The 20528-nt window shown below is 50.9% G+C and carries 17 protein-coding genes and 5 tRNA genes; 10 read left to right on the top strand and 12 right to left on the bottom strand.

Features of this window, described 5'->3' with window-relative positions; all coding sequences use genetic code 11:
- Nucleotides 1-144: 144 nt before the first annotated feature.
- The 6 genes from L9P87_RS12830 (at nt 145) to L9P87_RS12805 (ending at nt 7381) form a co-directional block, all read left to right on the top strand.
- The gene (locus L9P87_RS12830) at nt 145-1557 is read left to right on the top strand and encodes an aldehyde dehydrogenase family protein (protein WP_237445145.1); all 1413 of its coding nucleotides are present in this window, start codon (nt 145-147) and stop codon (nt 1555-1557) included.
- A gap of 15 nt (nt 1558-1572) precedes the next feature.
- A complete protein-coding gene (locus L9P87_RS12825; RefSeq protein ID WP_237445144.1) occupies nt 1573-2739 on the top strand; it encodes an acyl-CoA dehydrogenase family protein in 1167 nt (388 codons plus the stop codon).
- A gap of 48 nt (nt 2740-2787) precedes the next feature.
- Nucleotides 2788-3564 carry an enoyl-CoA hydratase gene (locus tag L9P87_RS12820; RefSeq protein ID WP_237445143.1) on the top strand — a complete coding sequence of 259 codons (777 nt, stop codon included), beginning with the start codon at nt 2788-2790 and terminating at the stop codon, nt 3562-3564.
- Nucleotides 3564-4667, top strand: coding sequence for an enoyl-CoA hydratase/isomerase family protein (locus tag L9P87_RS12815; RefSeq protein WP_237445142.1), 1104 nt, complete (start codon nt 3564-3566; stop codon nt 4665-4667). Before L9P87_RS12820 ends, L9P87_RS12815 begins: the two co-directional genes overlap by 1 nt.
- Nucleotides 4668-4702: 35 nt before the next feature.
- Complete coding sequence (gene mmsB / locus L9P87_RS12810) at nt 4703-5623, top strand: 3-hydroxyisobutyrate dehydrogenase (protein ID WP_237445141.1); 921 nt, start codon at nt 4703-4705, stop codon at nt 5621-5623.
- Nucleotides 5624-5956: 333 nt separating this feature from the next.
- Nucleotides 5957-7381 carry a DUF1254 domain-containing protein gene (locus L9P87_RS12805; protein WP_237445140.1) on the top strand — a complete coding sequence of 475 codons (1425 nt, stop codon included), beginning with the start codon at nt 5957-5959 and terminating at the stop codon, nt 7379-7381.
- A gap of 237 nt (nt 7382-7618) precedes the next feature.
- Here L9P87_RS12805 and L9P87_RS12800 read toward each other — a convergent pair.
- From L9P87_RS12800 to L9P87_RS12780, 5 genes are all read right to left on the bottom strand, one after another.
- Nucleotides 7619-7695 (bottom strand) — tRNA-Arg (locus L9P87_RS12800).
- A gap of 42 nt (nt 7696-7737) precedes the next feature.
- Nucleotides 7738-7827, bottom strand: a tRNA-Ser gene (locus tag L9P87_RS12795).
- A 386-nt stretch (nt 7828-8213) separates the two neighbouring features.
- Nucleotides 8214-8290: transfer RNA gene (locus L9P87_RS12790), tRNA-Arg, on the bottom strand.
- Nucleotides 8291-8419: 129 nt separating this feature from the next.
- The gene (locus L9P87_RS12785; RefSeq protein WP_237445139.1) at nt 8420-9442 is read right to left on the bottom strand and encodes a TIGR03617 family F420-dependent LLM class oxidoreductase; all 1023 of its coding nucleotides are present in this window, start codon (nt 9440-9442) and stop codon (nt 8420-8422) included.
- Nucleotides 9443-9635: 193 nt separating this feature from the next.
- Nucleotides 9636-10541 (bottom strand): LysR family transcriptional regulator, encoded by a 906-nt coding sequence (locus tag L9P87_RS12780; protein ID WP_237445138.1) that lies wholly within the window; start codon nt 10539-10541, stop codon nt 9636-9638.
- A gap of 124 nt (nt 10542-10665) precedes the next feature.
- Between L9P87_RS12780 and L9P87_RS12775 the strand changes: the two genes are divergently transcribed.
- Genes L9P87_RS12775 through L9P87_RS12765 form a run of 3 tightly spaced genes read left to right on the top strand, consistent with a single transcriptional unit; the run spans nt 10666 to nt 13661 of the window.
- Complete coding sequence (locus L9P87_RS12775) at nt 10666-11337, top strand: histidine phosphatase family protein (protein WP_237445137.1); 672 nt, start codon at nt 10666-10668, stop codon at nt 11335-11337.
- Between the two features lie 42 nt (nt 11338-11379).
- The gene (locus tag L9P87_RS12770) at nt 11380-12603 is read left to right on the top strand and encodes an acyl-CoA dehydrogenase family protein (protein WP_237445136.1); all 1224 of its coding nucleotides are present in this window, start codon (nt 11380-11382) and stop codon (nt 12601-12603) included.
- Nucleotides 12604-12626: 23 nt separating this feature from the next.
- Nucleotides 12627-13661: a phosphotransferase gene (locus L9P87_RS12765; protein WP_237445135.1), complete on the top strand. Its 1035-nt coding sequence runs from the start codon at nt 12627-12629 to the stop codon at nt 13659-13661.
- Nucleotides 13662-13983: 322 nt separating this feature from the next.
- Here L9P87_RS12765 and L9P87_RS12760 read toward each other — a convergent pair.
- The 7 genes from L9P87_RS12760 to L9P87_RS12730 all read right to left on the bottom strand — a co-directional run bounded on the left by L9P87_RS12760 (nt 13984) and on the right by L9P87_RS12730 (nt 19881).
- A tRNA-Arg gene (locus L9P87_RS12760) sits at nt 13984-14060 on the bottom strand.
- A 42-nt stretch (nt 14061-14102) separates the two neighbouring features.
- A tRNA-Ser gene (locus tag L9P87_RS12755) sits at nt 14103-14192 on the bottom strand.
- Between the two features lie 77 nt (nt 14193-14269).
- The gene (csrA, locus tag L9P87_RS12750) at nt 14270-14452 is read right to left on the bottom strand and encodes a carbon storage regulator CsrA (RefSeq protein ID WP_237445134.1); all 183 of its coding nucleotides are present in this window, start codon (nt 14450-14452) and stop codon (nt 14270-14272) included.
- 254 nt (nt 14453-14706) lie between these two features.
- Nucleotides 14707-15927, bottom strand: a complete 1221-nt coding sequence (locus tag L9P87_RS12745) for an aspartate kinase (protein ID WP_237445133.1) — start codon at nt 15925-15927, stop codon at nt 14707-14709.
- A 69-nt stretch (nt 15928-15996) separates the two neighbouring features.
- Nucleotides 15997-18594 (bottom strand): alanine--tRNA ligase, encoded by a 2598-nt coding sequence (gene alaS, locus L9P87_RS12740; RefSeq protein WP_237445132.1) that lies wholly within the window; start codon nt 18592-18594, stop codon nt 15997-15999.
- A 178-nt stretch (nt 18595-18772) separates the two neighbouring features.
- Nucleotides 18773-18961: a Trm112 family protein gene (locus L9P87_RS12735; RefSeq protein ID WP_237445131.1), complete on the bottom strand. Its 189-nt coding sequence runs from the start codon at nt 18959-18961 to the stop codon at nt 18773-18775.
- Nucleotides 18962-19029: 68 nt separating this feature from the next.
- On the bottom strand, nt 19030-19881 hold the full coding sequence (locus tag L9P87_RS12730; protein WP_237445130.1) for a M23 family metallopeptidase: 852 nt from the start codon (nt 19879-19881) through the stop codon (nt 19030-19032).
- A 117-nt stretch (nt 19882-19998) separates the two neighbouring features.
- Here L9P87_RS12730 and greB point away from each other — a divergent pair, with 117 nt between their 5' ends.
- Nucleotides 19999-20508 carry a transcription elongation factor GreB gene (gene greB, locus L9P87_RS12725; RefSeq protein ID WP_237445129.1) on the top strand — a complete coding sequence of 170 codons (510 nt, stop codon included), beginning with the start codon at nt 19999-20001 and terminating at the stop codon, nt 20506-20508.
- Nucleotides 20509-20528: the final 20 nt, after the last annotated feature.

Below are 20528 nucleotides of genomic sequence, written 5' to 3'. Positions count from 1 at the left end.
AAACAATCTACAGGAAACCGCAATATAGTCCATCATTATAATAAAATAGTCAATTCACTCCTTTATACGTATGTGTTCTTATGAATTAAGCACTCTTTATATAAACAATAAAATTCATCATTTTGATTTTACAAGGCAGATATTATGGGACTCAACCTAGACACCGAGCAACAAGCAGCAGCAGACATCAGCCAGTTGATTGAACGCTCTAAAAACGCCCAAGCCCAAATAGAAGACTACACGCAAGAGCAGGTTGATGAGCTAATAACAGCCATGGTGTGGGCAGTATGCCGCCCTGGCGTGGCGGAAAAGATTGCGCAATTTACTGTCGATGAAACACAACTAGGTAACTACGATGGTAAGTTCTTAAAGATATCCCGCAAAACACGCGCCACCTTGATGGATATTATTGACGACAAGTCTGTCGGCGTCATCGAGGAAGACAAGACACGCAACATTATTAAAATTGCCAAGCCTGTCGGCGTCATCGGTGCATTGATTCCCTGTACTAACCCAGAGGCGACACCGGTTATCAAGGCGATTTCAGCGATCAAGGGCCGCAACTCCATTATCTTGGCCCCCCATCCCCGGTCAAAGCTTACCAACAAAATGATTTGCGACTTATTGCGCGAGGCGGTCAAGGCCTGCGGCGCCCCTGAAGACCTGGTCATCGCCATCGAGACTCCGTCCCTGGAAGGAACCGACGCCTTGATGAAGCAATGTGACCGCGTTTTGGCCACCGGCGGCCCAGCCATGGTCACTGCCGCCTATTCATCGGGCACACCGGCTCTCGGTGTCGGCGCTGGTAATGCGGTGATTACGGTTGATGACAGCGCCGACCTGGCTACTGCCGCTGAAAAAATCAGAATTTCTAAAACCTTAGACCTGGCGGCCTCATGTTCTTCAGATAACTCGGTTGTTGCTTTAGCATCAGTTTATGATGAATTACTCGACAAACTACAGGCCGAGGGTGGCTACTTAGTCAACGCTGAAGAAAAAGCCAAGCTACAGGCGGTGATATGGGAAGATGGTCATATCAGCGCACGCATCGTTGCCCAGCCGGCCAGCAACATGGCGGCCATTGCAGGGTTTGAAATTCCTGAGGGTAAAACCTTTTTCATTGTCAAAGAAACCGGCGCAGGCAAGGACTTCCCTTTTTCTGGAGAAAAGATGTCCGTCACCATGGCCTTTTACAAGGTAGCCGACATTGATGAGGCCATAGCCTTGACCAATGATATCCAAACCTATCAAGGCCAGGGTCACTCATGCGGTATTTACTCAAACAACGATGACAACATCATTAAGTTTGGCTTAAAAACCAAGACATCCAGAGTCATGGTCAACCAACCCCAGGCGGCCTCAAACAGCGGTAACCTATGGAATGGTATGCGCCAAACTTTTTCACTGGGCTGCGGCTCATGGGGCGGCAACGGCACAAACAACAACATTACCTGGCAAGATCTGATCAATGTCACCTGGATTTCAAAGCCATTAGACACCACCAAAGAACTGCCCAGTGACGATCAGTTGTTCGGCTCTGTAATGAATAAATTTTAGCCTTAGGAAGCCATAATGGACTTTGCACTTAACGACGATCAAATAGCCTTTCAAGATGCGGCGCGCAGCTTCGCGGCGGGTGAAATGCAGCCCTTTGCTGCCGAGTGGGATGCGGACAAGACATTTCCCAAGGCCATGTTCAAGAAAGCAGGTGAACTCGGCTTTATGGGCATGTACTGCCCCGAGGAAGTGGGCGGGATTAATTTATCCCGCCTGGATACGACGATTATTCTCGAAGAGCTAGCGATGGGCTGTACCTCAACAGCAGCGTTTGTGTCTATCCATAATATGGCCAGCTGGATGATTGCCAGCTGGGGTAAGCCGGCAATCAAAGAGCAGTGGTGTAGTGATTTGGTCGTCGGTGAGAAACTGGCTTCATACTGCCTGACCGAACCCGGTGCCGGCAGCGATGCAGCGGCACTTCGCACCAGCGCTCAAAAAGACGGCGACCACTATGTTATAAACGGCAGCAAGATGTTCATCAGCGGTGCCGGCGAAACAGATGTGTTAGTCGTCATGGCTCGTACCGGTTCACAGGCCGATGGCGCCAAAGGGGTTTCGGCCTTTGCCATACCAGCCAACCTAGATGGCATTAGCTACGGTAAAAACGAACATAAAATGGGTTGGAATTCACAGCCGACACGGGCTATCAGCTTCGAGAATGTTCGCGTTGATGCCAACTGTTTGCTGGGAGCCGAGGGTGAAGGCTTTAAGATCGCCATGACAGGCTTGGATGGTGGCCGCATAAATATAGCCAGCTGTTCAGTAGGTGCTGCACAAGCCTGCATTAATTTGGCCCAGGCTTATATGCGGGAGCGTCAACAATTTGGCAAGCCGTTGGCTGCGTTTCAAGCCCTGCAATTTAAACTGGCCGACATGGTGACAGAGCTCGTCGCTGCACGGCAAATGATTCGCCTGGCCGCCAATAAGATCGATACCGATGACGCCGACAAAACCACTTACTGTGCCATGGCCAAGCGCTTTGCAACAGACGTGGGCTTCAAAGTCTGTAATGATGCACTACAGTTGCACGGTGGCTATGGCTATATGAAAGAATATCCCATCGAACGCTATATGCGCGATGCACGGGTTCATCAAATTTTAGAAGGCACCAATGAAATCATGCGCGTGATTACCGCACGCCGCATCCTAGAAGATGGCGCCACCGACCTTATTCGATAATCAATCTGCTGCTCTACAAACACAGCGGTACACTACAAAGGATTCCACATGAGTGATTTATTAAAACTGGAAAAGCGCGGTCATGTCGCCATCATCACCTTAAATAACGCACCAGCGAATACATGGACACCCGAAAGCCTTCATTACCTAGAAGAAATAGTTGCTGATCTCAATGTCGACAGAGAGAACTATTCGCTTATTATTTATAGTGAAAGCGAGAAATTTTTCAGCGCCGGAGCAGATCTCACTCGCTTCAACCACGATAACAAAGGCCTCTCTTTTGATTTTTCTCGCGCTTTTGGCTCGGCCTTTGAAGCCCTCAGCAACTATCAAGGTGTGTCGATAGCAGCCATAACAGGCTATGCCATGGGCGGTGGCCTAGAAGTCGCCCTATCCTGCGATGTTAGAATCTGTGAAGAGCAAGCCCAAATGGCTCTGCCCGAAGCATCCGTTGGCTTATTACCCTGCGGCTTAGGCTCTCAGCAGCTGTCATGGCTGGTCGGTGAAGGCTGGGCAAAACGCATGATCCTATTAGGCGAACGTCTAAAGTCGGCACAGGCTGAAAAAATCGGCCTCGTATCCGAGGTCGTTGCAACCGGTACCGTTTTAGACCGCGCCCTGGAACTTGCCGCCAAGGTTGAAAAGCAATCACCAACATCCGTACGTTACTGCAAAGAATTAATCATGGCGGCACGAGACGGTGATATAAATTCTAATTACACAAAAGAGCGTGAAATGTTTGTTCGCTTGTGGGACAGCCAAGACCAAAAAGAAGGGGTCGGCGCCTTTGTTGAAAAACGCAAACCCGAATGGAAGAACCGCTAATGACAACCCCTGTTTTATGCGAAGAGATTGCGACTAACAACGGTAAAATTATTGGTGTACTTACCTTAAACAGTGAGAAAACCCTTAATTCATTAACCCTTGTCATGGTTGATATCATGCTGGCGCAATTACAGCGCTGGCAAAAAAATGACCAAATCGCCGCGGTCTTTATTCAAGGTGCCGGTGAAAAAGCTTTCTGCGCCGGCGGCGATGTTCAAGCCCTGCACAAGTCCTCTGCCGATAATCCTGGCGGTCCCTGCGTCGATGCCGAAAGATTTTTTGACCAGGAGTACCGACTGGATTATTTGCTGCATCATTACGGCAAACCCACGATTGCTTGGGGGCACGGTATAGTCATGGGTGGCGGCCTGGGTGTTTTTGCCGGCTGCTCACATCGAATCGCCACGGAAAAAACCCGTATTGCCATGCCCGAAGTCACCATCGGATTATTCCCCGATGTCGGTGGTAGCTATTTTTTAAACACCATGCCTGGCCAATGCGGTCGGTTTTTAGCCTTAACTGGCGCGTCGATTAATGGCACAGACAGCCTCTATGCCGGTATCGCCAACCACCTTGTCAGTCATAGCAAAAAAGACGATGTGATGTCGCTGTTGCTGGCGCTGGATTGGTCTTCGCCAGCGATTGAAACACAGCTCGACGACATGTTCAGCGATCAACAACTGCCCGCTGAAGATATACCTGCGGGCAATTTAGCGGCGCATCAATCACTGATTAATGATTTGTGTGCCGGTGATGATGTCGAGGCGATCGCGGCTAACATAGCAGCGCTAGAAACTGCCGACAAATGGATGCAACGTGCCAAAGCCGGGCTGGCAAATGGTTCACCCTTGGCAGTCAAATGGATATTCCAACAACTGGAAATATGCAAAGGACTCAGCTTAAAAGCTGTGTTTCAACAAGAAATTTTACTGGCGACCAACATCGTTCGTCACAGTGAGTTTCCCGAAGGCGTACGTGCACTATTAATCGATAAAGATCAAAACCCACAATGGCAATTTAAAACGTTGTCAGATGTGCCCGCTGACTCCGTGGCAGCATTTTTTGTTGCCCCCTGGCCAACAAACCCGCTCATTGATTTGTAAATAAAAAAATCATAATAAAATCGAAAGGAAATACCATGGCTAAGAAAGTAGCATTTATAGGTTTAGGTAACATGGGCAGCGGCATGGCTGCAAATCTGGTTAAAAACGGATTTGACGTCTGTGCATTCGATCTCTCACCGGCCGCACAAGATCGCGCCAAGCAAGATGGCTGCACCATTGCCGATACAGCCGCCAGCGCCACTGTCGATGCTGATTACGTTGTTAGCATGCTACCTAATGGTTCTATTGTTGAAAGTATTTACATCGGTACTGAAGGCAAGGAAGGACTGCTTAGCATCATACCTAAGACAGCCCTGGTTATTGATTGCTCAACCATAGCACCACAGAATTCTCGAAATGTTGGTGCCAAGGCCACCGAGGCAGGCATCAAGTTCATTGATGCCCCGGTTTCCGGTGGTGTTGCTTCCGCCGCCGCTGGCACACTCGCCTTTATGGTAGGTGGCCTCGAAAGCAATTTTGCATTAGCAAAAGATGTTTTAGCGGCAATGGGCGCCAACATCTTTAGAGCCGGTGACGTGGGCGCAGGCCAAACAGCTAAAATTTGTAACAACATGTTGCTCGCCATCCATATGACAGGGACTGCTGAAGCCCTTCAACTGGGTGTCGATAATGGCTTAGACCCCGCGGTACTTTCTGAAATCATGATTAAAAGCTCTGGCTGCAACTGGTCGTTAGAAAAGTACAACCCAATGCCCGGCGTCATGCCAACCGCCCCCGCTTCAAATGATTATCAGGGTGGCTTTATGGTTGATCTGATGCTCAAAGATCTTGGCCTTGCGATGGAAGCCTCACTCAACAGCAAGTCTTCCATCCCCATGGGTGCCGCTGCCAGAAATCTTTATAATCTGCATAAAAACGCCTCTACTGAGGATCAGGGAGGCAAAGACTTTTCGAGCATACAACAGTTTTATGGCCAATCAGCAAATGACGCCTAGCTAGAGGCCACAATGGCGACGGATAATAGACTCTGTCGCCTCGCCTTCCTCCTCCTGTCGCCTGCGTCAGAGGGCGGAAGCCGCCATCAGAGGCCACACCCTGCCCTGCAACTACCTTATCCCCTGACGTGAGCTAAGCACGCATCAAGCAACACCTCGCCTACAGCACTATCGCTATTCTCTGCGGAAAAATGCTGACTATGGTGTTTTTTCAGCAAACAACCGCTATTTGTTTTCCATAGGGAAAACGGTGTTTTCTGTATGCCGCTGCCCCCCGGCAGCCTAGACGCCTATACTCGCTCTTTCCGACAATCAAACTAACACTGGATTAGCATGACTTTTTTGAGCAAAAAATCGGTCTGGGCAACGGTTATCGTGCTGTGTATCGCCACAGCCATAGCGGCAAACAACTTTAATCCGGCGGCGCTGATCAGCTCTCAACAGCGCCATAATGACGAGATCATTGCCGAGCAGCTGGCCGAGCATATTGGGGCTCAAGCCTATGTTTACGGCTACCCTCTCGTTGACATGGCCAAACAGATGCACAATGAAACTCACCACGTCAACGACCAACAACAGGTCTTTGCCCCAGTCAATCGTATTTACCGCTTTCCCGAGATTGTCGGACCGCACAATGCCGGGAATATTCGCCTGCCTAATAATGACACGCTCTATCTCAGCGGCTGGTTCGACATCAGCAAAGAGCCGCTGATTATCCATACACCGGACACCAACGGCCGCTACTTTACCATCGCAGTGACCAACCTCTACTCGGAGGCGACCCATATCGGACGCCGCACCCACGGAACCGATGAGGCTTATTATGCCCTTGTAACACCGCATTGGCAGGGTGAACTGCCCATCGGCGTCACCCGCATAGAGGTGGAGAGTAATCAGGGCTGGCTGCTTGGTCGAGTGCTGGTCGATGGTGAAAAAGACTTGGCAGCGGCAGTGACCGTCATGGACGGCATCTGGTCAGCCTCGCTCAGCGAGTTTGTCCCCGGCCAAGTACCGGCCAGGCCGACAGCAAAAAAATCTGAGCCGATAAACCCTATGAAATCGTTAGCTTTCTTTGAACATATGAACCGCGCGTTAAAACATTTACCGGCAAGGGCTAATGAAGCAGCATTAATGGCTCAATTTGACCTTATTGGCGTCGGCCCAAACAGCAACTTCGATATTGCCAACCTCGACGAGGCAAGCAAGCGCGGCCTACAGAAGGGCTTGGCCGCTGGCATCGCCATCGTAGAGGCTGCTGAAGTTCGTACTATCCCCAGCTACAATGGCTGGATGTCACCGAGCAAGGTTGGCCGTTATGGTTTTGATTATATTCAGCGCGCCTCTGTTGTTGCCAACGGTTACGGTAACCTGCCAGAGGAGTCGACCTACGCTGCAACAGTCACCGATACCAATAACCAAATGATGTCCGGCGACGACGTCTACACCTTACACTTTGATAAAGGTGGCCTACCACCGGTCAACGGTTTCTGGTCACTGACCGCCTACGCCCTGCCGGAGAAATTGGTCGAGCAGAACGCCATCGACCGCTATAGCTTTGGCGACCGCACTGAGGGAATTCGTTATAACGACGACGGTTCACTAACATTGTGGCTACAACACGAAGCACCCGCGGATAAAAGTAAAAATTGGCTGCCAACACCGGCAGGCTACTTTATGACCGTGATGCGAATGTACGAGCCAGGCGAGGCAATTCTCAACAAGCAATATCAGCTTTCACGCATCAAGATGATTGAATAGCGCCGCAATCTCCTGCAGCTTTAGTATTACTGACTCCCAGAACGAAAAAAGGCTTACTACGTTAGCAGTAAGCCTTTTTAAATAGGGTGCGCCCGCAAGGGTGAGCAAGCAAAGCACCGCTTTGTGCAGCGAACGCCCGTAGGGCCGGCAATCCGACCAGGGTGCCTGCAGCTTTAGTATTACTGACTCCCAGAACGAAAAAAGGCTTACTACGTTAGCAGTAAGCCTTTTTAAATATGGTGCGCCCGGAAGGATTCGAACCTTCGACCGCTCGGTTCGTAGCCGAGTACTCTATCCAGCTGAGCTACGGGCGCACTATGTTACTTTCAAAAGACACCATGTTCTTAAAAAGAAAATGGCGGACAGGGAGGGATTCGAACCCTCGAACAGGTTTCCCCGTTACACCCTTAGCAGGGGCGCGCCTTCAGCCACTCGGCCACCTATCCAGCAACGGCGGCAATAATACCGTCTTTTGATGATATTGCAAAGAACAAAAACCCCTGTTGCTTAAATTTATTAATATAAACAATTGTTCGCGCTATCAGCGGGATAAAATCGGTTGTTTTATCAACAGCCGCTAATTTGATAGTGCCAAACAGATAATCTTCGCAAGCGATTATATTTCATCGCCCAATAACGTAAAAAGGCTTACTACGTTAGCAGTAAGCCTTTTTAAATAGGGTGCGCCCGGAAGGGTGAGCAAGCAAAGCACCGCTTTGTGCAGCGAACGCCCGTAGGGCCGGCAATCCGACCAGGGCGCCTGCAGCTTTAGTAGATCAACCCTGCAGAACGAAAAAAGGCTTACTACGTTAGCAGTAAGCCTTTTTAAATATGGTGCGCCCGGAAGGATTCGAACCTTCGACCGCTCGGTTCGTAGCCGAGTACTCTATCCAGCTGAGCTACGGGCGCACAGTGTGGCATGTCTGCCAACGGGTGCGAAATATACTAAGGTCGACGCATAAGGTCAAGCGCTATATCCACTTATCGTCAGCTTTACCCTGACGACATAGCAGCGAGGGTGTCGTCGGCGTCACCGCCTCAAGCTTTCAGCGATGCGATGGCGGCCGCGCACGCGGCATCATTAGAGATGTCATCGGGTACCGGAAAGGTGAGGTAACCGGTGAGACGACCAAACCACTGCTTTAATACGCCGGCGATATCATCGTAGCTGGCGGCGGGGACAAACTGGTCAAGCATCTCGTCATCGAGCAACCCCGGCATCTCCGCCCAGCGGTTTTCACGGCTGCAGGCGAGCAATTGTTCACCGCGGTTTCGCCAACCAAACAACTCAAGACTGGGCCAATAGGCCGGCGTAGAAAATAGAAAGGCCAAAAGTTGACGCCACTTCTCACGTTCACTGCTGACCGCCGCAGCATCTGGCCCGGTGGCAATTAACGAGCCTAACATCAGGCGACAGTCTTCGATATTTCGGCCGCTGTCATCGGCGCCCTGCTGCAGCCGCAGGCGCACAATCTCGCCTATGTACCGCGGCGGCGTGTTGGTCGGATGGGTCAAAATGCCATCGGCGACCTTACCTGCTAGCCGGGTCATCTGGGGACCAACAGCCCCCATCAGCAGGGGAATATGCGGGTGCTCAATAGGGCCTGGATTAAAAAATGGCTGCAGCCGAGTGAATTGGTAGTTATCGCCGATATAGTGAAGTTCAGTGCCGTGCTGAAAGGCATCAAAAATGGCACGCAGAGCTTCTATATATTCTCGCATACGCTTAACCGGCGGAGTCCATGGCGTGCTGTAACGGCGCTCAATGTTACCCTTTACCTGCGTCCCCAAACCCAACTCAAACCGCCCGGATGACAGCCGCTGTAAATCCCAGGCACTGATGGCCACATTCATTGGGCTGCGCGGAAATATCACCAACACACCGATACACACTCTTATACGCCGAGTCGCATTAAGTGCTAAGGCAGCCAGTAGGAAGCCGTCGTGAATAGCGTCAGGGACCTGGAGCCCATCGTAACCCATCGCCTCCACACGTTGGGCAAAGGCGCCAATATCACTGGGCGACATGTCTTCTGGGGTGGTGGCATAGACTCGAAACATAATTTATCCGTGGTACAGGGCGAGGATACCGTACGTTTAGCGACAACCGCTGATCACCCGATGGCAAACGCTAAAACTAACAAATTTTGCCGCCACTGCTCAACTCACGTTTGGGTGATAACAACTGTTTTAAGCAAAAAATCTAGCTCGGGCATGGACCGCTAAAGCTCTCGGTTTACTGTCGGCATAGGGACTATGATGAACCAATAGCCTCTACCACAGCAGTACTGATTATTTCACGCATCCACTGGCTGGCAGGGTCGTTTTGAGCACTTTTTGTCCAGTACAGATTCCACATCAAGGGCTCCACATCAAAGGGCAACTCTGCCGTATGCAGGGGCAGTTGCTCTGCCAATACCTTGGGTACCGTCCACAGTAAATCGGTCTCTGCGGTAATGCGAGCGGCGACCAGATAGTTTTGTACCCTCATTGCCACCCCACGTCGATAACCCAAAGCATGCAGGGCAACATCCATCTGCCCCCGTCCCTTGCGACGACTGGACACATGGATGTGCTCGCCAGCCAGGTAATCTTCAACCGTCAACCTCTGTCCTGCCAGAGGATGATCTGGCCGCATGGCGACAACATAGGGAAGCCTGCCCAGAGACTGGTGCGACAGTTCTTTGGCATTGACCCCAGGGGTGTCAATTAATAAGTCTATGCCGCCAGACTTAAGATCCTCTGTCGCCGCTTCGCGGGCGACATAATAACTGGTCAAAGCAATTTTAGGAGCCGTGGTTTTGATGGCCGCATGTAACAGAGGCAGCAGCAAGGACTCCGCCAGATCATTCATTCCCAGGTGAAACACCTTCTCTGATAGTGCCGGGGCAAAACGGGCATTAACCGATACACTCTTATCCAACAAAACCAGAGCGGCTCGGACATCGCCCACAACACTATCCGCCACAGGCGTCGGAGCCATACCATTAGGTGTACGTATAAAGAGAGGGTCATCGAAGGTTTGGCGTAACCGACTTAAGGCATTGCTGACCGCTGGTTGGGTAAGATTTAACAATACCGCCACCTTGGTGACACTGCGCTGACGATAGATGGCATCAAACACCACAAACAAATTCAAATCTACTTTTTCGAGTCTCACCGCCAGTCACCCTCACATTGATTTAATCAATAATATACCATCAATAAAATAAATTATACTGATTACGGCTGACTCTTTATACTGATCCTCATCCTATAAAGCCGCTCGATATACCGGAACAGTTATGGCAGCAATCACCCTCTTACGCCACGGTCAGGCCTCCTTTGGCGCAGACAACTACGACCAGCTTAGTGAGCTTGGCCATCAACAGGCGTATTGGTTAGGGCAACACCTGCGCAGGCTTGATGAAAGTTATGACCGCGTGCTGGCTGGCACCATGGTTCGCCATGACCAAACAGCTCAGGGGGTCTTATCAGGCCTCGGGGAGGCCATCCCTGTTCACTACCACGCAGGCTTGAACGAATATGATTTTCAGGGGTTGCTCACTCCGTTGAAAGCCCAGCACCCCGAGCAGTGGCTTGAGACGGGGCACGCCAAACGCGACTACTACCACAATATGAAACTGGCACTGGCTTACTGGATGGATGGCACCATTACCAGCGATGGCACAGACAGCTGGCCAGAATTTTGCGCACGTATTCAAGCCGCCTTTGCTGCCGCCTGCCAAGATGATGCGAAACGCACCCTAATCGTTAGCTCCGGCGGGCCAGTCGCCGTCATCCTACAATCGGTTTTACAACTTGGTGAGACAAAAACTCGCGACCTTATATTGCAGATTAAAAACAGCAGCACCAGCAAGTTGCTCTATAACCGCGTCGACCTCACGCTGGACAGCTTTAATGACATCAGCCATTTGCTCACACCGGATAAAAAACACGGCATTACTTTTTCTTAACCATTTTTCATCAATCTAAAAACAGCAGTAACGGAGATTTACATGTATACCTTCAGTGAAAAGTCACAACAACTTCAGGCCAAGCTAAATAGCTTTATGGCAGAGCATATCTACCCTAATGAAGTAGCCTATGCCGAACAACTGCATCAAGCAGAGGACCGTTTTGCGCCGCTGCCACTGATGGACGAACTGAAAGAAAAAGCCAAAGCGGCAGGTCTGTGGAATTTATTCGTGCCTGAAGATCACGCTGAATACTGCGACCACGGCGGCCTTTCCTTTTTTGACTATGCCCCACTGGCAGAGATTATGGGCCGTGTTATCTGGTCGCCAGAGGTGTTCAATTGCAACGCCCCGGATACCGGCAACATGGAAGTCTTTATGAACTATGCCACCAAAGCGCAGCAACAGCAGTGGCTAAAACCTTTGTTAGCAGGCGAAATACGCTCTTCCTACGCCATGACCGAGCCCCAGGTTGCCTCCAGTGACGCCACCAATATCCAACTGGAAATTACCAAAGACGGCGACGAATGGGTACTCAATGGCCGCAAGTGGTTTATTACCGGCGCAATGTACAAACGCACAAAAATCTTTATTGTGATGGGCAAATCCGACCCAGAAAACCCCAATCGCCACTTACAACAAACTCAGGTACTGGTACCCAAAGATACTGCCGGTATTACCCTGATTCGCCCGCTGACCACACTGGGTTATGATGACGCCCCTATTGGCCACGCCGAAATAGTGTTTGATAACGTTCGCGTACCGCTGGAAAATGTTCTGCTGGGCGAGGGTCGCGGTTTCGAAATTGCCCAGGGTCGCTTAGGCCCCGGTCGAATGCACCACTGCATGCGTCTGATCGGTGCAGCGCAGCGATCATTAGAGCTGGCCTGCGAACGCGTCAACTCTCGCTCAACCTTTGGCAGACCCATAAGCAAACACCAGTCTGTACGTGAAGAAATATCAAAAAGTTTTTCTGAAATTGAAATGGCCAGGTTGTTAGTGTTACAAACCAGCCACAAGATTGACAGCCAGGGTGTCCCTGCATCTGTCGACATGATTGCCGCCAGCAAGACTACCATCCCGCTACTGGTACAAAATGTTATCGACCGCTGCATGCAAATGCACGGTGCCGGTGGCCTGACCGAAGACTACTTTATGGCAGAAGCATTTAACTACGCTCGCTGGTGCCGTCAAGCAGATGGCCCTGATCAGGTCCATCAAATGGCTTTGGGTAAGAAAATCATTGATCGTTATTCAGCTGAATAGAGCACATACAAAGGGAAACTATTATGTCTGAATCAACCGCCTCTACATTTGATTTCGATACCGAGAAACTTGCGCTCTATTTGGAGCACAACATTAGCGGCTTCAAAGGCCCGTTAAAAGCAGAGAAATTTGCTGGTGGCCAATCAAACCCAACGTTTCTGATTGCCACTGAGACGGGTAAATATGTACTGCGTCGCAAGCCGCCCGGTGAGTTATTAAAATCCGCCCACGCTGTCGACCGTGAATATAAAGTGATAAAAGCACTGGCAGACAGCGAGGTGCCAGTGGCAAAAGTCTATCACCTGTGCGAAGACGACAGCGTTATCGGCAGCATGTTTTATGTGATGGAATATATCGACGGCCGCGTAATGTGGGACCCAGCCCTACCGGATGCCAACAAGACAGAACGCGGCGAAATCTATGCCGAAATGAACCGTGTTTTGGCGGCGCTACACTCGGTCGATATCGACCAGGTTGGGCTCTCGGATTACGGCAGACCCGGTAATTACTTTGAGCGCCAGACTGGCCGCTGGAGCAAACAATATCGGGCGTCAGAAACAGAGTCTATCGCAGAAATGGAAACCTTGATGACATGGCTGCCCGCCAACATGCCTGAAGACGATGACCGTGTTGCCTTGGCGCACGGTGATTTTCGCTTGGACAATATGATGTTCCATCCCGAGCAGAACCGCGTCCTGGCGCTGGTTGACTGGGAGCTATCGACGCTGGGGCACCCCTTTGCAGACTTAGCCTACCAATGCATGCAATTGCGCATGAGTCGCGATGGGGTCATGCCTGGATTGGGCAACCTGGACCGTGACGCATTAGGCATCCCTTCTGAGGAGGCTTACGTAGCGCAGTACTGCCATCGCATGGGGCTAGAAGATATACCAAACTGGTCTTTTTATATGGCGTTTAGCTTCTTCCGCTTTGCGGCTATTTTACAAGGGGTAAAAAAACGCGCCTTGGATGGCAACGCCTCCAGCGAGAAAGCACTGGCAATGGGAGCATTGGTTAAGCCGTTAGCGGAAATGGCAGTGACGTTTTGTGAGTCATAAAAAAACCACTTACGATCGCCGTAAGCGGCTTTAGTATGGAGTCCGGCCGGAAGGGTAAGCGAGCACGCCCAGAGGGCCGGCAATCCGAACAGGGCGCCTGCAGCTTTAGTATTACTGACTCCCAGAACGAAAAAAGGCTTACTACGTTAGCAGTAAGCCTTTTTAAATAGGGTGCGCCCGGAAGGGTGAGCAAGCAAAGCACCGCTTTGTACAGCGAACGCCCGTAGGGCCGGCAATCCGACCAGGGTGCCTGCAGCTTTAGTATTACTGACTCCCAGAACGAAAAAAGGCTTACTACGTTAGCAGTAAGCCTTTTTAAATATGGTGCGCCCGGAAGGATTCGAACCTTCGACCGCTCGGTTCGTAGCCGAGTACTCTATCCAGCTGAGCTACGGGCGCACTATGTTACTTTCAAAAGACACCATGTTCTTAAAAAGAAAATGGCGGACAGGGAGGGATTCGAACCCTCGAACAGGTTTCCCCGTTACACCCTTAGCAGGGGCGCGCCTTCAGCCACTCGGCCACCTATCCAGCAACGGCGGCAATATTAACATGTTTATTGCCTTTGAAAAGGGGGTACAACAACTTTTTTTGCAGTTTCTTGTGTCTTAACCTTCAGGCTGCTCTTTTTCTTTTTGAATACGCTGGTAAATCTCTTCTCGGTGAACAGAAACTTCCTTCGGGGCATTCACACCAATACGAACCTGGTTTCCTTTAACCCCAAGGACTGTCACGGTGACATCATCTCCAACCATCAGAGTTTCACCGACGCGACGGGTCAAAATTAACATTACAAATCTCCTGCTTGCATCCAACCACAAGGGGGTTGGCTTCATTATTTAATATCGGCGGCGAGACGACAAAGCGTATTACTCCACCCTGCAAAGAGGTGGGCATCGGAATCTACGATTACAATAAACATTTGTTCTTTATAATTATTATCGGTCGCCAAATGTTGGAAATTGCCATTACTATGATGTTATATGTTACTCGCTTTATTATAGTAATAGCAATTATTACAGCTGCTAAGATAGTAAACAGCCGGTTAAGCTTGCTCTAACTCAAAGGCGGAGTGCAACGAACGCACCGCCAGCTCCATAAATTTCTCATCAATCACCACCGAAATTTTAATTTCAGAGGTGGTGATCAGTTGTATATTGACGCCAACATCGGCCAATGCCGCAAACATTTTACTGGCGACACCGGCATGAGAACGCATACCAACACCGACAATCGAAACCTTACAGATATTGTCGTCGGTAATCACTTCCCGAGCGCCCAGGTCGCCGGCGACCTGACGCAAAATAGCGCCGGCCTTATTGAGCTCGCTACGGTTAACGGTAAAGGTGAAGTCGGTGGTGCCGTCCTCGGTAGTGTTCTGCACAATCACATCGACCTCAACATTAGCGGCACTGACCGGCCCCAATATCTTACTGGCAACGCCCGGGGTGTCGGGTACGCCAACAATGGTCAATTTTGCTTCGTCACGGGTAAATGCAATTCCGGAGATGGCTGGAGCTTCCATGGCGACTTCATCCTCTATAGTAATCAGCGTACCTGGGCCATCTTCAAAGCTGGATAAGACGCGCAGCGGTACTTTATATTTGCCGGCAAACTCTACCGACCTAATCTGTAATATCTTGGAGCCGAGAGAAGCCATTTCAAGCATCTCTTCAAAGGTAATCTTATCGAGGCGTCGGGCGCCGTCAACCACGCGAGGGTCGGTGGTATAAACACCATCGACATCGGTATAAATTTGACATTCATCGGCCTTGAGCGCTGCCGCCAACGCCACCGCAGAGGTGTCGGAACCACCGCGACCGAGTGTGGTAATGTTGCCATCCTCATCGGTGCCTTGGAAACCCGCAACCACGACAACACGGCCGAGGGACAAATCATCGCGCATACGTTGTTCGTCGATACTCTTAATACGTGCCTTGGTATGAGAGCTGTCGGTTAAGATACGCACCTGAGAACCGGTGTATGACTTGGCATCCAACCCCTTCTCATGCAGCGCCATCGACAGCAAGGCAATCGTCACCTGCTCACCAGTCGACACCAACACATCCATTTCGCGCGGCGTCGGCTGTTCCGATATTTCCGCCGCCAAGGCCAGTAGACGATTGGTTTCACCGCTCATTGCTGAGAGTACGACAACAATGTCGTGGCCATCGGCACGGAACTTAGCCACCTTATCGGCCACGGCTTGAATACGCTCTATAGAGCCAACTGAGGTACCGCCAAACTTTTGAACTATCAAACTCATAAGCGCACTTTTCTGTTTCACTGGTGTCGGGTCAGGCTGTAGCCGTCGACTACAACCACCTTCTTACTGTTAGCTTAGCTGTTCAGTAGCCCAAGCCTTCAGCGCTTCGATTGCCTCGGGCAAGGCGTCGGCATCACCACCGCCGCCCTGAGCCATCTCTGGCTTGCCGCCACCCTTACCACCAATAGCCGTGGCCAGTTGACGCAACATATCACCCGCCTTGATCGACGAGGCCTCTGCCTTGGTCACCCCGGCTGCTAATGACACCTTACCGTCCTTAACACCGGCTAAGACGATCGCCGCCTTGCCCAGCTTATTCTTTAATTGGTCGATGGTATCGCGTAACGCCTTGGCCTCAACGCCCTCAAGCTTGGCGATAAGAATGTTAACACCGGCCACCTCGATCGCCTCGGAGGCCAAATCACTACCGGCAGCACTGGCCAATTTTGCCTGCAGCTGCTGAATCTGCTTTTCCAACTGTTTATTGCTGGCCGCCAAAGTCTCTACCTTGCTGAAGACGTTGTCCTTGTTGCCTTTAACAATGCCTGCAACCGCGACAAGGCTGGCATCGGTGTGCTCAAACAGAGCGGCCGCGGCCTCGCCCGATACTGCCTCTAGGCGACGAACACCGGCAGAAATACCGCTTTCTGAAACAATGCGCACCAAACCAATATCGCCGGTACGCTCGACATGGGTACCGCCACAAAGCTCGACAGAGAAACCGTCTTCACCCATGCTAAGTACCCGCACAGTATCGCCGTATTTTTCGCCGAACAGCGCCATCGCACCCTTCTGCTTGGCCGATTCCATATCGGTCAGCTCTGTCTCAACCGCCACATTGGCCCGGACCTGAGCGTTGACCATGTCTTCGACCTGACGCAGCTGTTGTGGCGTCACCGCCTCAAAGTTAGAGAAATCGAAACGTAAACGCTCAGAGGTCACCATAGAGCCCTTCTGCGCCACTTGCTCACCAACCACTTTACGCAGTGCCGCATGCAATAAGTGAGTCGCCGAGTGATTCAATTTGATCGCCTGACGAACTGTATTATCAATAGTCGCTGTCAGGCTATCGCCGACACGGATGCAGCCATTCAACACCTGACCGTGATGCAGGTGATGACCGCTGGCCTTAGTGGTTTCCTTGGTTTCGAAGCGGCCACCAGCAGCGGCTAAATATCCAGTGTCGCCGATTTGGCCACCGGATTCGGCATAAAATGGTGTGCGATCTAACACCACAACACCAGTGTCACCATCGGCAAGGCTATCGACGCTGACACCCTCTTTTAACAGGGCAACAACCCTGCCCTCAGATGCCACATCGGTATAACCGGTAAACTCAGTCTCACCATCCAGTTTGAATGACTGGGTATAATCCAGATCAAAGCTGCACGCCCCCTTTGAACGCTGACGCTGCTCGTTCATCGCAACCTCATAGCCGTCCATGTCGAGCACCAAATCACGCTCGCGAGCAATATCGTTGGTCAAGTCGGTGGGGAAGCCGTAGGTATCATAGAGTTTGAAAACAACATCACCGGGGATGGTGCCATCGCTCAACTGGGCAATCGCATCATTTAAAATGCCCATGCCGTTCACCAGGGTTTTGGCAAACTGCTGCTCTTCCGCCAAAATCACTTTTTCAATTTGAGACTGCATTTTTGCCAGTTCAGGATAGGCATCGCCCATCACTTCAACCAACGGAGCCACTAGCTTGTAGAAAAATGCACCGTTGGCACCCAGCTTATTACCGTGTCGTATAGCACGGCGCATAATACGGCGCAACACATAGGCCCGGCCTTCATTGCCCGGCAATACACCGTCGACAATCAGAAACGAGCAGGAGCGAATATGGTCGGCAACAACACGCAGCGACTTATCTTCCATGTCCGTGGCGCCGGTCTCTTTGGCAACAGCGGCGAGCAGATGCTGGAAAATATCGATTTCATAGTTAGTATGAACGCCCTGCATAATCGCCGCAATACGCTCCAGCCCCATACCGGTATCGATAGAGGGGTTGGGTAATTCAGTCTGACCGCTGGCTGAGCGCTCAAACTGCATAAATACTAGATTCCAAATTTCAATGTAACGGTCACCGTCTTCATCGGGAGAGCCCGGTGGGCCACCAAATACATCTTCACCGTGATCGTAAAATATTTCAGAGCTTGGGCCACAGGGACCGGTATCGCCCATCTGCCAAAAGTTATCCTCATCTAAGCGAGAAAAACGCTCGGCACTCACGCCCATCTCTTTCAGCCAGATATCTTCGGCTTCTTGGTCGGAGATATGCACTGTCACCCACAATTTTTCTTCCGGCAGCCCAAGGACCTCGGTTAGAAACTCCCAGGCATACTTGATTGCATCGCGTTTGAAGTAGTCGCCGAAGCTGAAGTTACCCAGCATCTCGAAAAAGGTGTGATGTCTGGCGGTATAACCGACATTCTCTAAATCATTGTGCTTACCACCAGCGCGCACACAGCGCTGTGACGACGTTGCCTTGTTGTAAGGGCGCTTATCCTGGCCGAGAAAGACATCTTTGAACTGCACCATGCCAGCGTTAGTAAACAACAACGTCGGGTCATTGCCCGGTACCAGCGAACTACTGGCTACCCGTTGATGGCCTTTGGCTTCGAAAAACTGTAAAAAAGCTTCACGTATTTCAGCACTTTTCATGGTCACAATCCGTCAATATTCAATGCGCTTTGGCCTCGAGGCCAAAAACAAAAACAGCTTGCCGCCCAATGGCAACAAGCTAAAATTTAAAAGGGGCTAAATTATACAGAATCCATCGTTTCGATGGTAGCACCCTGATTACAGCGTGGTTTCGCCAGTGTTAACCACTGACATAAGCTTAGCGATCGAGCTTTTCTTCTTCGCTTAAGGCACGCGCCTCGGTCTCTAACATCACCGGAATGCCATCACGAACAGGGTATGCCAGGGCACTGGCGTAACAGATAAGTTCACTCTTATCTTCACTCAATACCACCGGTGCCTTGCTCACAGGGCAGACCAGAATACTCAATAACTTGTCATCTATCATTACTACATTCCTACTTCGGCCGCCGCAGCAGCACCGTATTTTCTGTTGTTGTGTGGTCATTAAACCTATTACTTCGACATAGGTCCAACAAGTAATTCGGGGTCGACGCGCTGATCAAACCAGTTCATCCGCCAATCCAAATGAGGGCCTGTCACCCGCCCTGTGGCACCTACTTCGGCCACCAAGTCGCCCTGCTCCAACATCTGCCCCACGGTGACGTGAAGCTTACTGAGGTGGAGAAAACTCGACGATAAGCCGTGGCCGTGGTCGATAATCACCGTGCCGCCGGAATAAAACATATTATCATGGGCCAGTGTCACTCTGCCCGATGCCGGTGCGAACACCTCTGCACCAACGGGAGCTGCCACATCGACGCCATAATGTGGTCGACTCGGCACGCCATTATAGACACGCTGAGAGCCAAATACACCTGTAATTGGCCCCGTTATTGGCCACTGGAAGTTTTGCTGCCACCCCTGAAGATCTAAATCATCTTTACGGGCCAGCTTAACCTGCTTCGATTCAGCACGAATACGAGTCAAATCCTCTGCACTGGGAGACATGATTGCCCGCTTTATACCCTCAATTTTTTGCACACGATAAGCACGTTGCTCAATAGCCAGTTGCTCTACAACACGCTGGCCATCCGCAGTCTCAACTTCCAGCGTCAACTGTGCCGGAGCGTCACGGTCAAAGCCATACATTACCACCCCCTTTGCATCGGGGCGCAGCAGCCGATTATTGACGGTTACCTTGGCGTCGACAGGGTATTGCCGAATAATAATACCGCCCTGAATAAGCTGGCCACTGATCACCTCACCAACGGCCTGCTGCTTTTCTGGCTTCGCTGCTGTCGCTGCACCGGCCGCCAACATGGGCAGCAATAAGGAGAGCGTCAATCGTCGTGCTAATGTCATCATTCTATTCAACCTTTACCAGTCAGTGCCAAGTACTGCATGAGAGTACGTAAATTTGGCTTTAAATCCTAGTAAGCAAGCGATAATCTGTTCAAATTGCGGCTTCAATCATGGGTTATTATGGGCAGATATCGTCCCCCTCGGCGCTGGGGTTCAAATTACATCTCAACACACGGTGAAAAAGTACTCAAAGATGAGCTTTTCCAGCTGTGGAAGGTTGAGCGCCCGACGGTCGTGCAAACCGTCCATGAGGCCGCCCTCAATGGCGACCGATCTGAGAATGGCGATTACATTTACGGTAAGAAACGGTTGCGGGAGATCGACGGTAGAGTCCGCTATTTAACTAAGCGACTCGAAGCCGTGACGGTGGTTCGGCAACCGCCGAGCAATCAACACAAGGTCTACTTCGGCGCCACTGTCACCATTGAAAATATAGAGGGTGACGAGCTGGTGTTTACCATCGTCGGCCCCGATGAATTCGATTTGAAGCAACACAGGTTAAGTATGGATTCGCCGATGGCCAAGGCAATGCTAGGCAAACAGATTGATGACGAGTTTACCGTGGCAACACCAACAGGCGAACAGGTGTTTGATATAGTCGCTATCGATTATGAATTTTTAAGCCATTAGCCATTTCGATAGCGAGCCAA

Source organism: Sinobacterium norvegicum, assembly GCF_923077115.1.
Lineage (GTDB): Bacteria > Pseudomonadota > Gammaproteobacteria > Pseudomonadales > Sinobacteriaceae > Sinobacterium > Sinobacterium norvegicum.
The sequence above is the reverse complement of the archived record's forward strand: the minus strand, read 5'-3'. Positions and strand labels throughout refer to the sequence as shown.

What these genes read in the sequence shown, in the direction of transcription:
- L9P87_RS12830 (WP_237445145.1), top strand. Translation starts at nt 145, where the DNA reads ATGGGACTCAACCTAGACACCGAGCAACAAGCAGCAGCAGACATCAGC.
- L9P87_RS12825 (WP_237445144.1), top strand. Translation starts at nt 1,573, where the DNA reads ATGGACTTTGCACTTAACGACGATCAAATAGCCTTTCAAGATGCGGCG.
- L9P87_RS12820 (WP_237445143.1), top strand. Translation starts at nt 2,788, where the DNA reads ATGAGTGATTTATTAAAACTGGAAAAGCGCGGTCATGTCGCCATCATC.
- L9P87_RS12815 (WP_237445142.1), top strand. Translation starts at nt 3,564, where the DNA reads ATGACAACCCCTGTTTTATGCGAAGAGATTGCGACTAACAACGGTAAA.
- mmsB (WP_237445141.1), top strand. Translation starts at nt 4,703, where the DNA reads ATGGCTAAGAAAGTAGCATTTATAGGTTTAGGTAACATGGGCAGCGGC.
- L9P87_RS12805 (WP_237445140.1), top strand. Translation starts at nt 5,957, where the DNA reads ATGACTTTTTTGAGCAAAAAATCGGTCTGGGCAACGGTTATCGTGCTG.
- L9P87_RS12785 (WP_237445139.1), bottom strand. Translation starts at nt 9,442, where the DNA reads ATGTTTCGAGTCTATGCCACCACCCCAGAAGACATGTCGCCCAGTGAT.
- L9P87_RS12775 (WP_237445137.1), top strand. Translation starts at nt 10,666, where the DNA reads ATGGCAGCAATCACCCTCTTACGCCACGGTCAGGCCTCCTTTGGCGCA.
- L9P87_RS12770 (WP_237445136.1), top strand. Translation starts at nt 11,380, where the DNA reads ATGTATACCTTCAGTGAAAAGTCACAACAACTTCAGGCCAAGCTAAAT.
- L9P87_RS12765 (WP_237445135.1), top strand. Translation starts at nt 12,627, where the DNA reads ATGTCTGAATCAACCGCCTCTACATTTGATTTCGATACCGAGAAACTT.
- csrA (WP_237445134.1), bottom strand. Translation starts at nt 14,452, where the DNA reads ATGTTAATTTTGACCCGTCGCGTCGGTGAAACTCTGATGGTTGGAGAT.
- L9P87_RS12745 (WP_237445133.1), bottom strand. Translation starts at nt 15,927, where the DNA reads ATGAGTTTGATAGTTCAAAAGTTTGGCGGTACCTCAGTTGGCTCTATA.
- alaS (WP_237445132.1), bottom strand. Translation starts at nt 18,594, where the DNA reads ATGAAAAGTGCTGAAATACGTGAAGCTTTTTTACAGTTTTTCGAAGCC.
- L9P87_RS12735 (WP_237445131.1), bottom strand. Translation starts at nt 18,961, where the DNA reads ATGATAGATGACAAGTTATTGAGTATTCTGGTCTGCCCTGTGAGCAAG.
- L9P87_RS12730 (WP_237445130.1), bottom strand. Translation starts at nt 19,881, where the DNA reads ATGATGACATTAGCACGACGATTGACGCTCTCCTTATTGCTGCCCATG.
- greB (WP_237445129.1), top strand. Translation starts at nt 19,999, where the DNA reads ATGGGCAGATATCGTCCCCCTCGGCGCTGGGGTTCAAATTACATCTCA.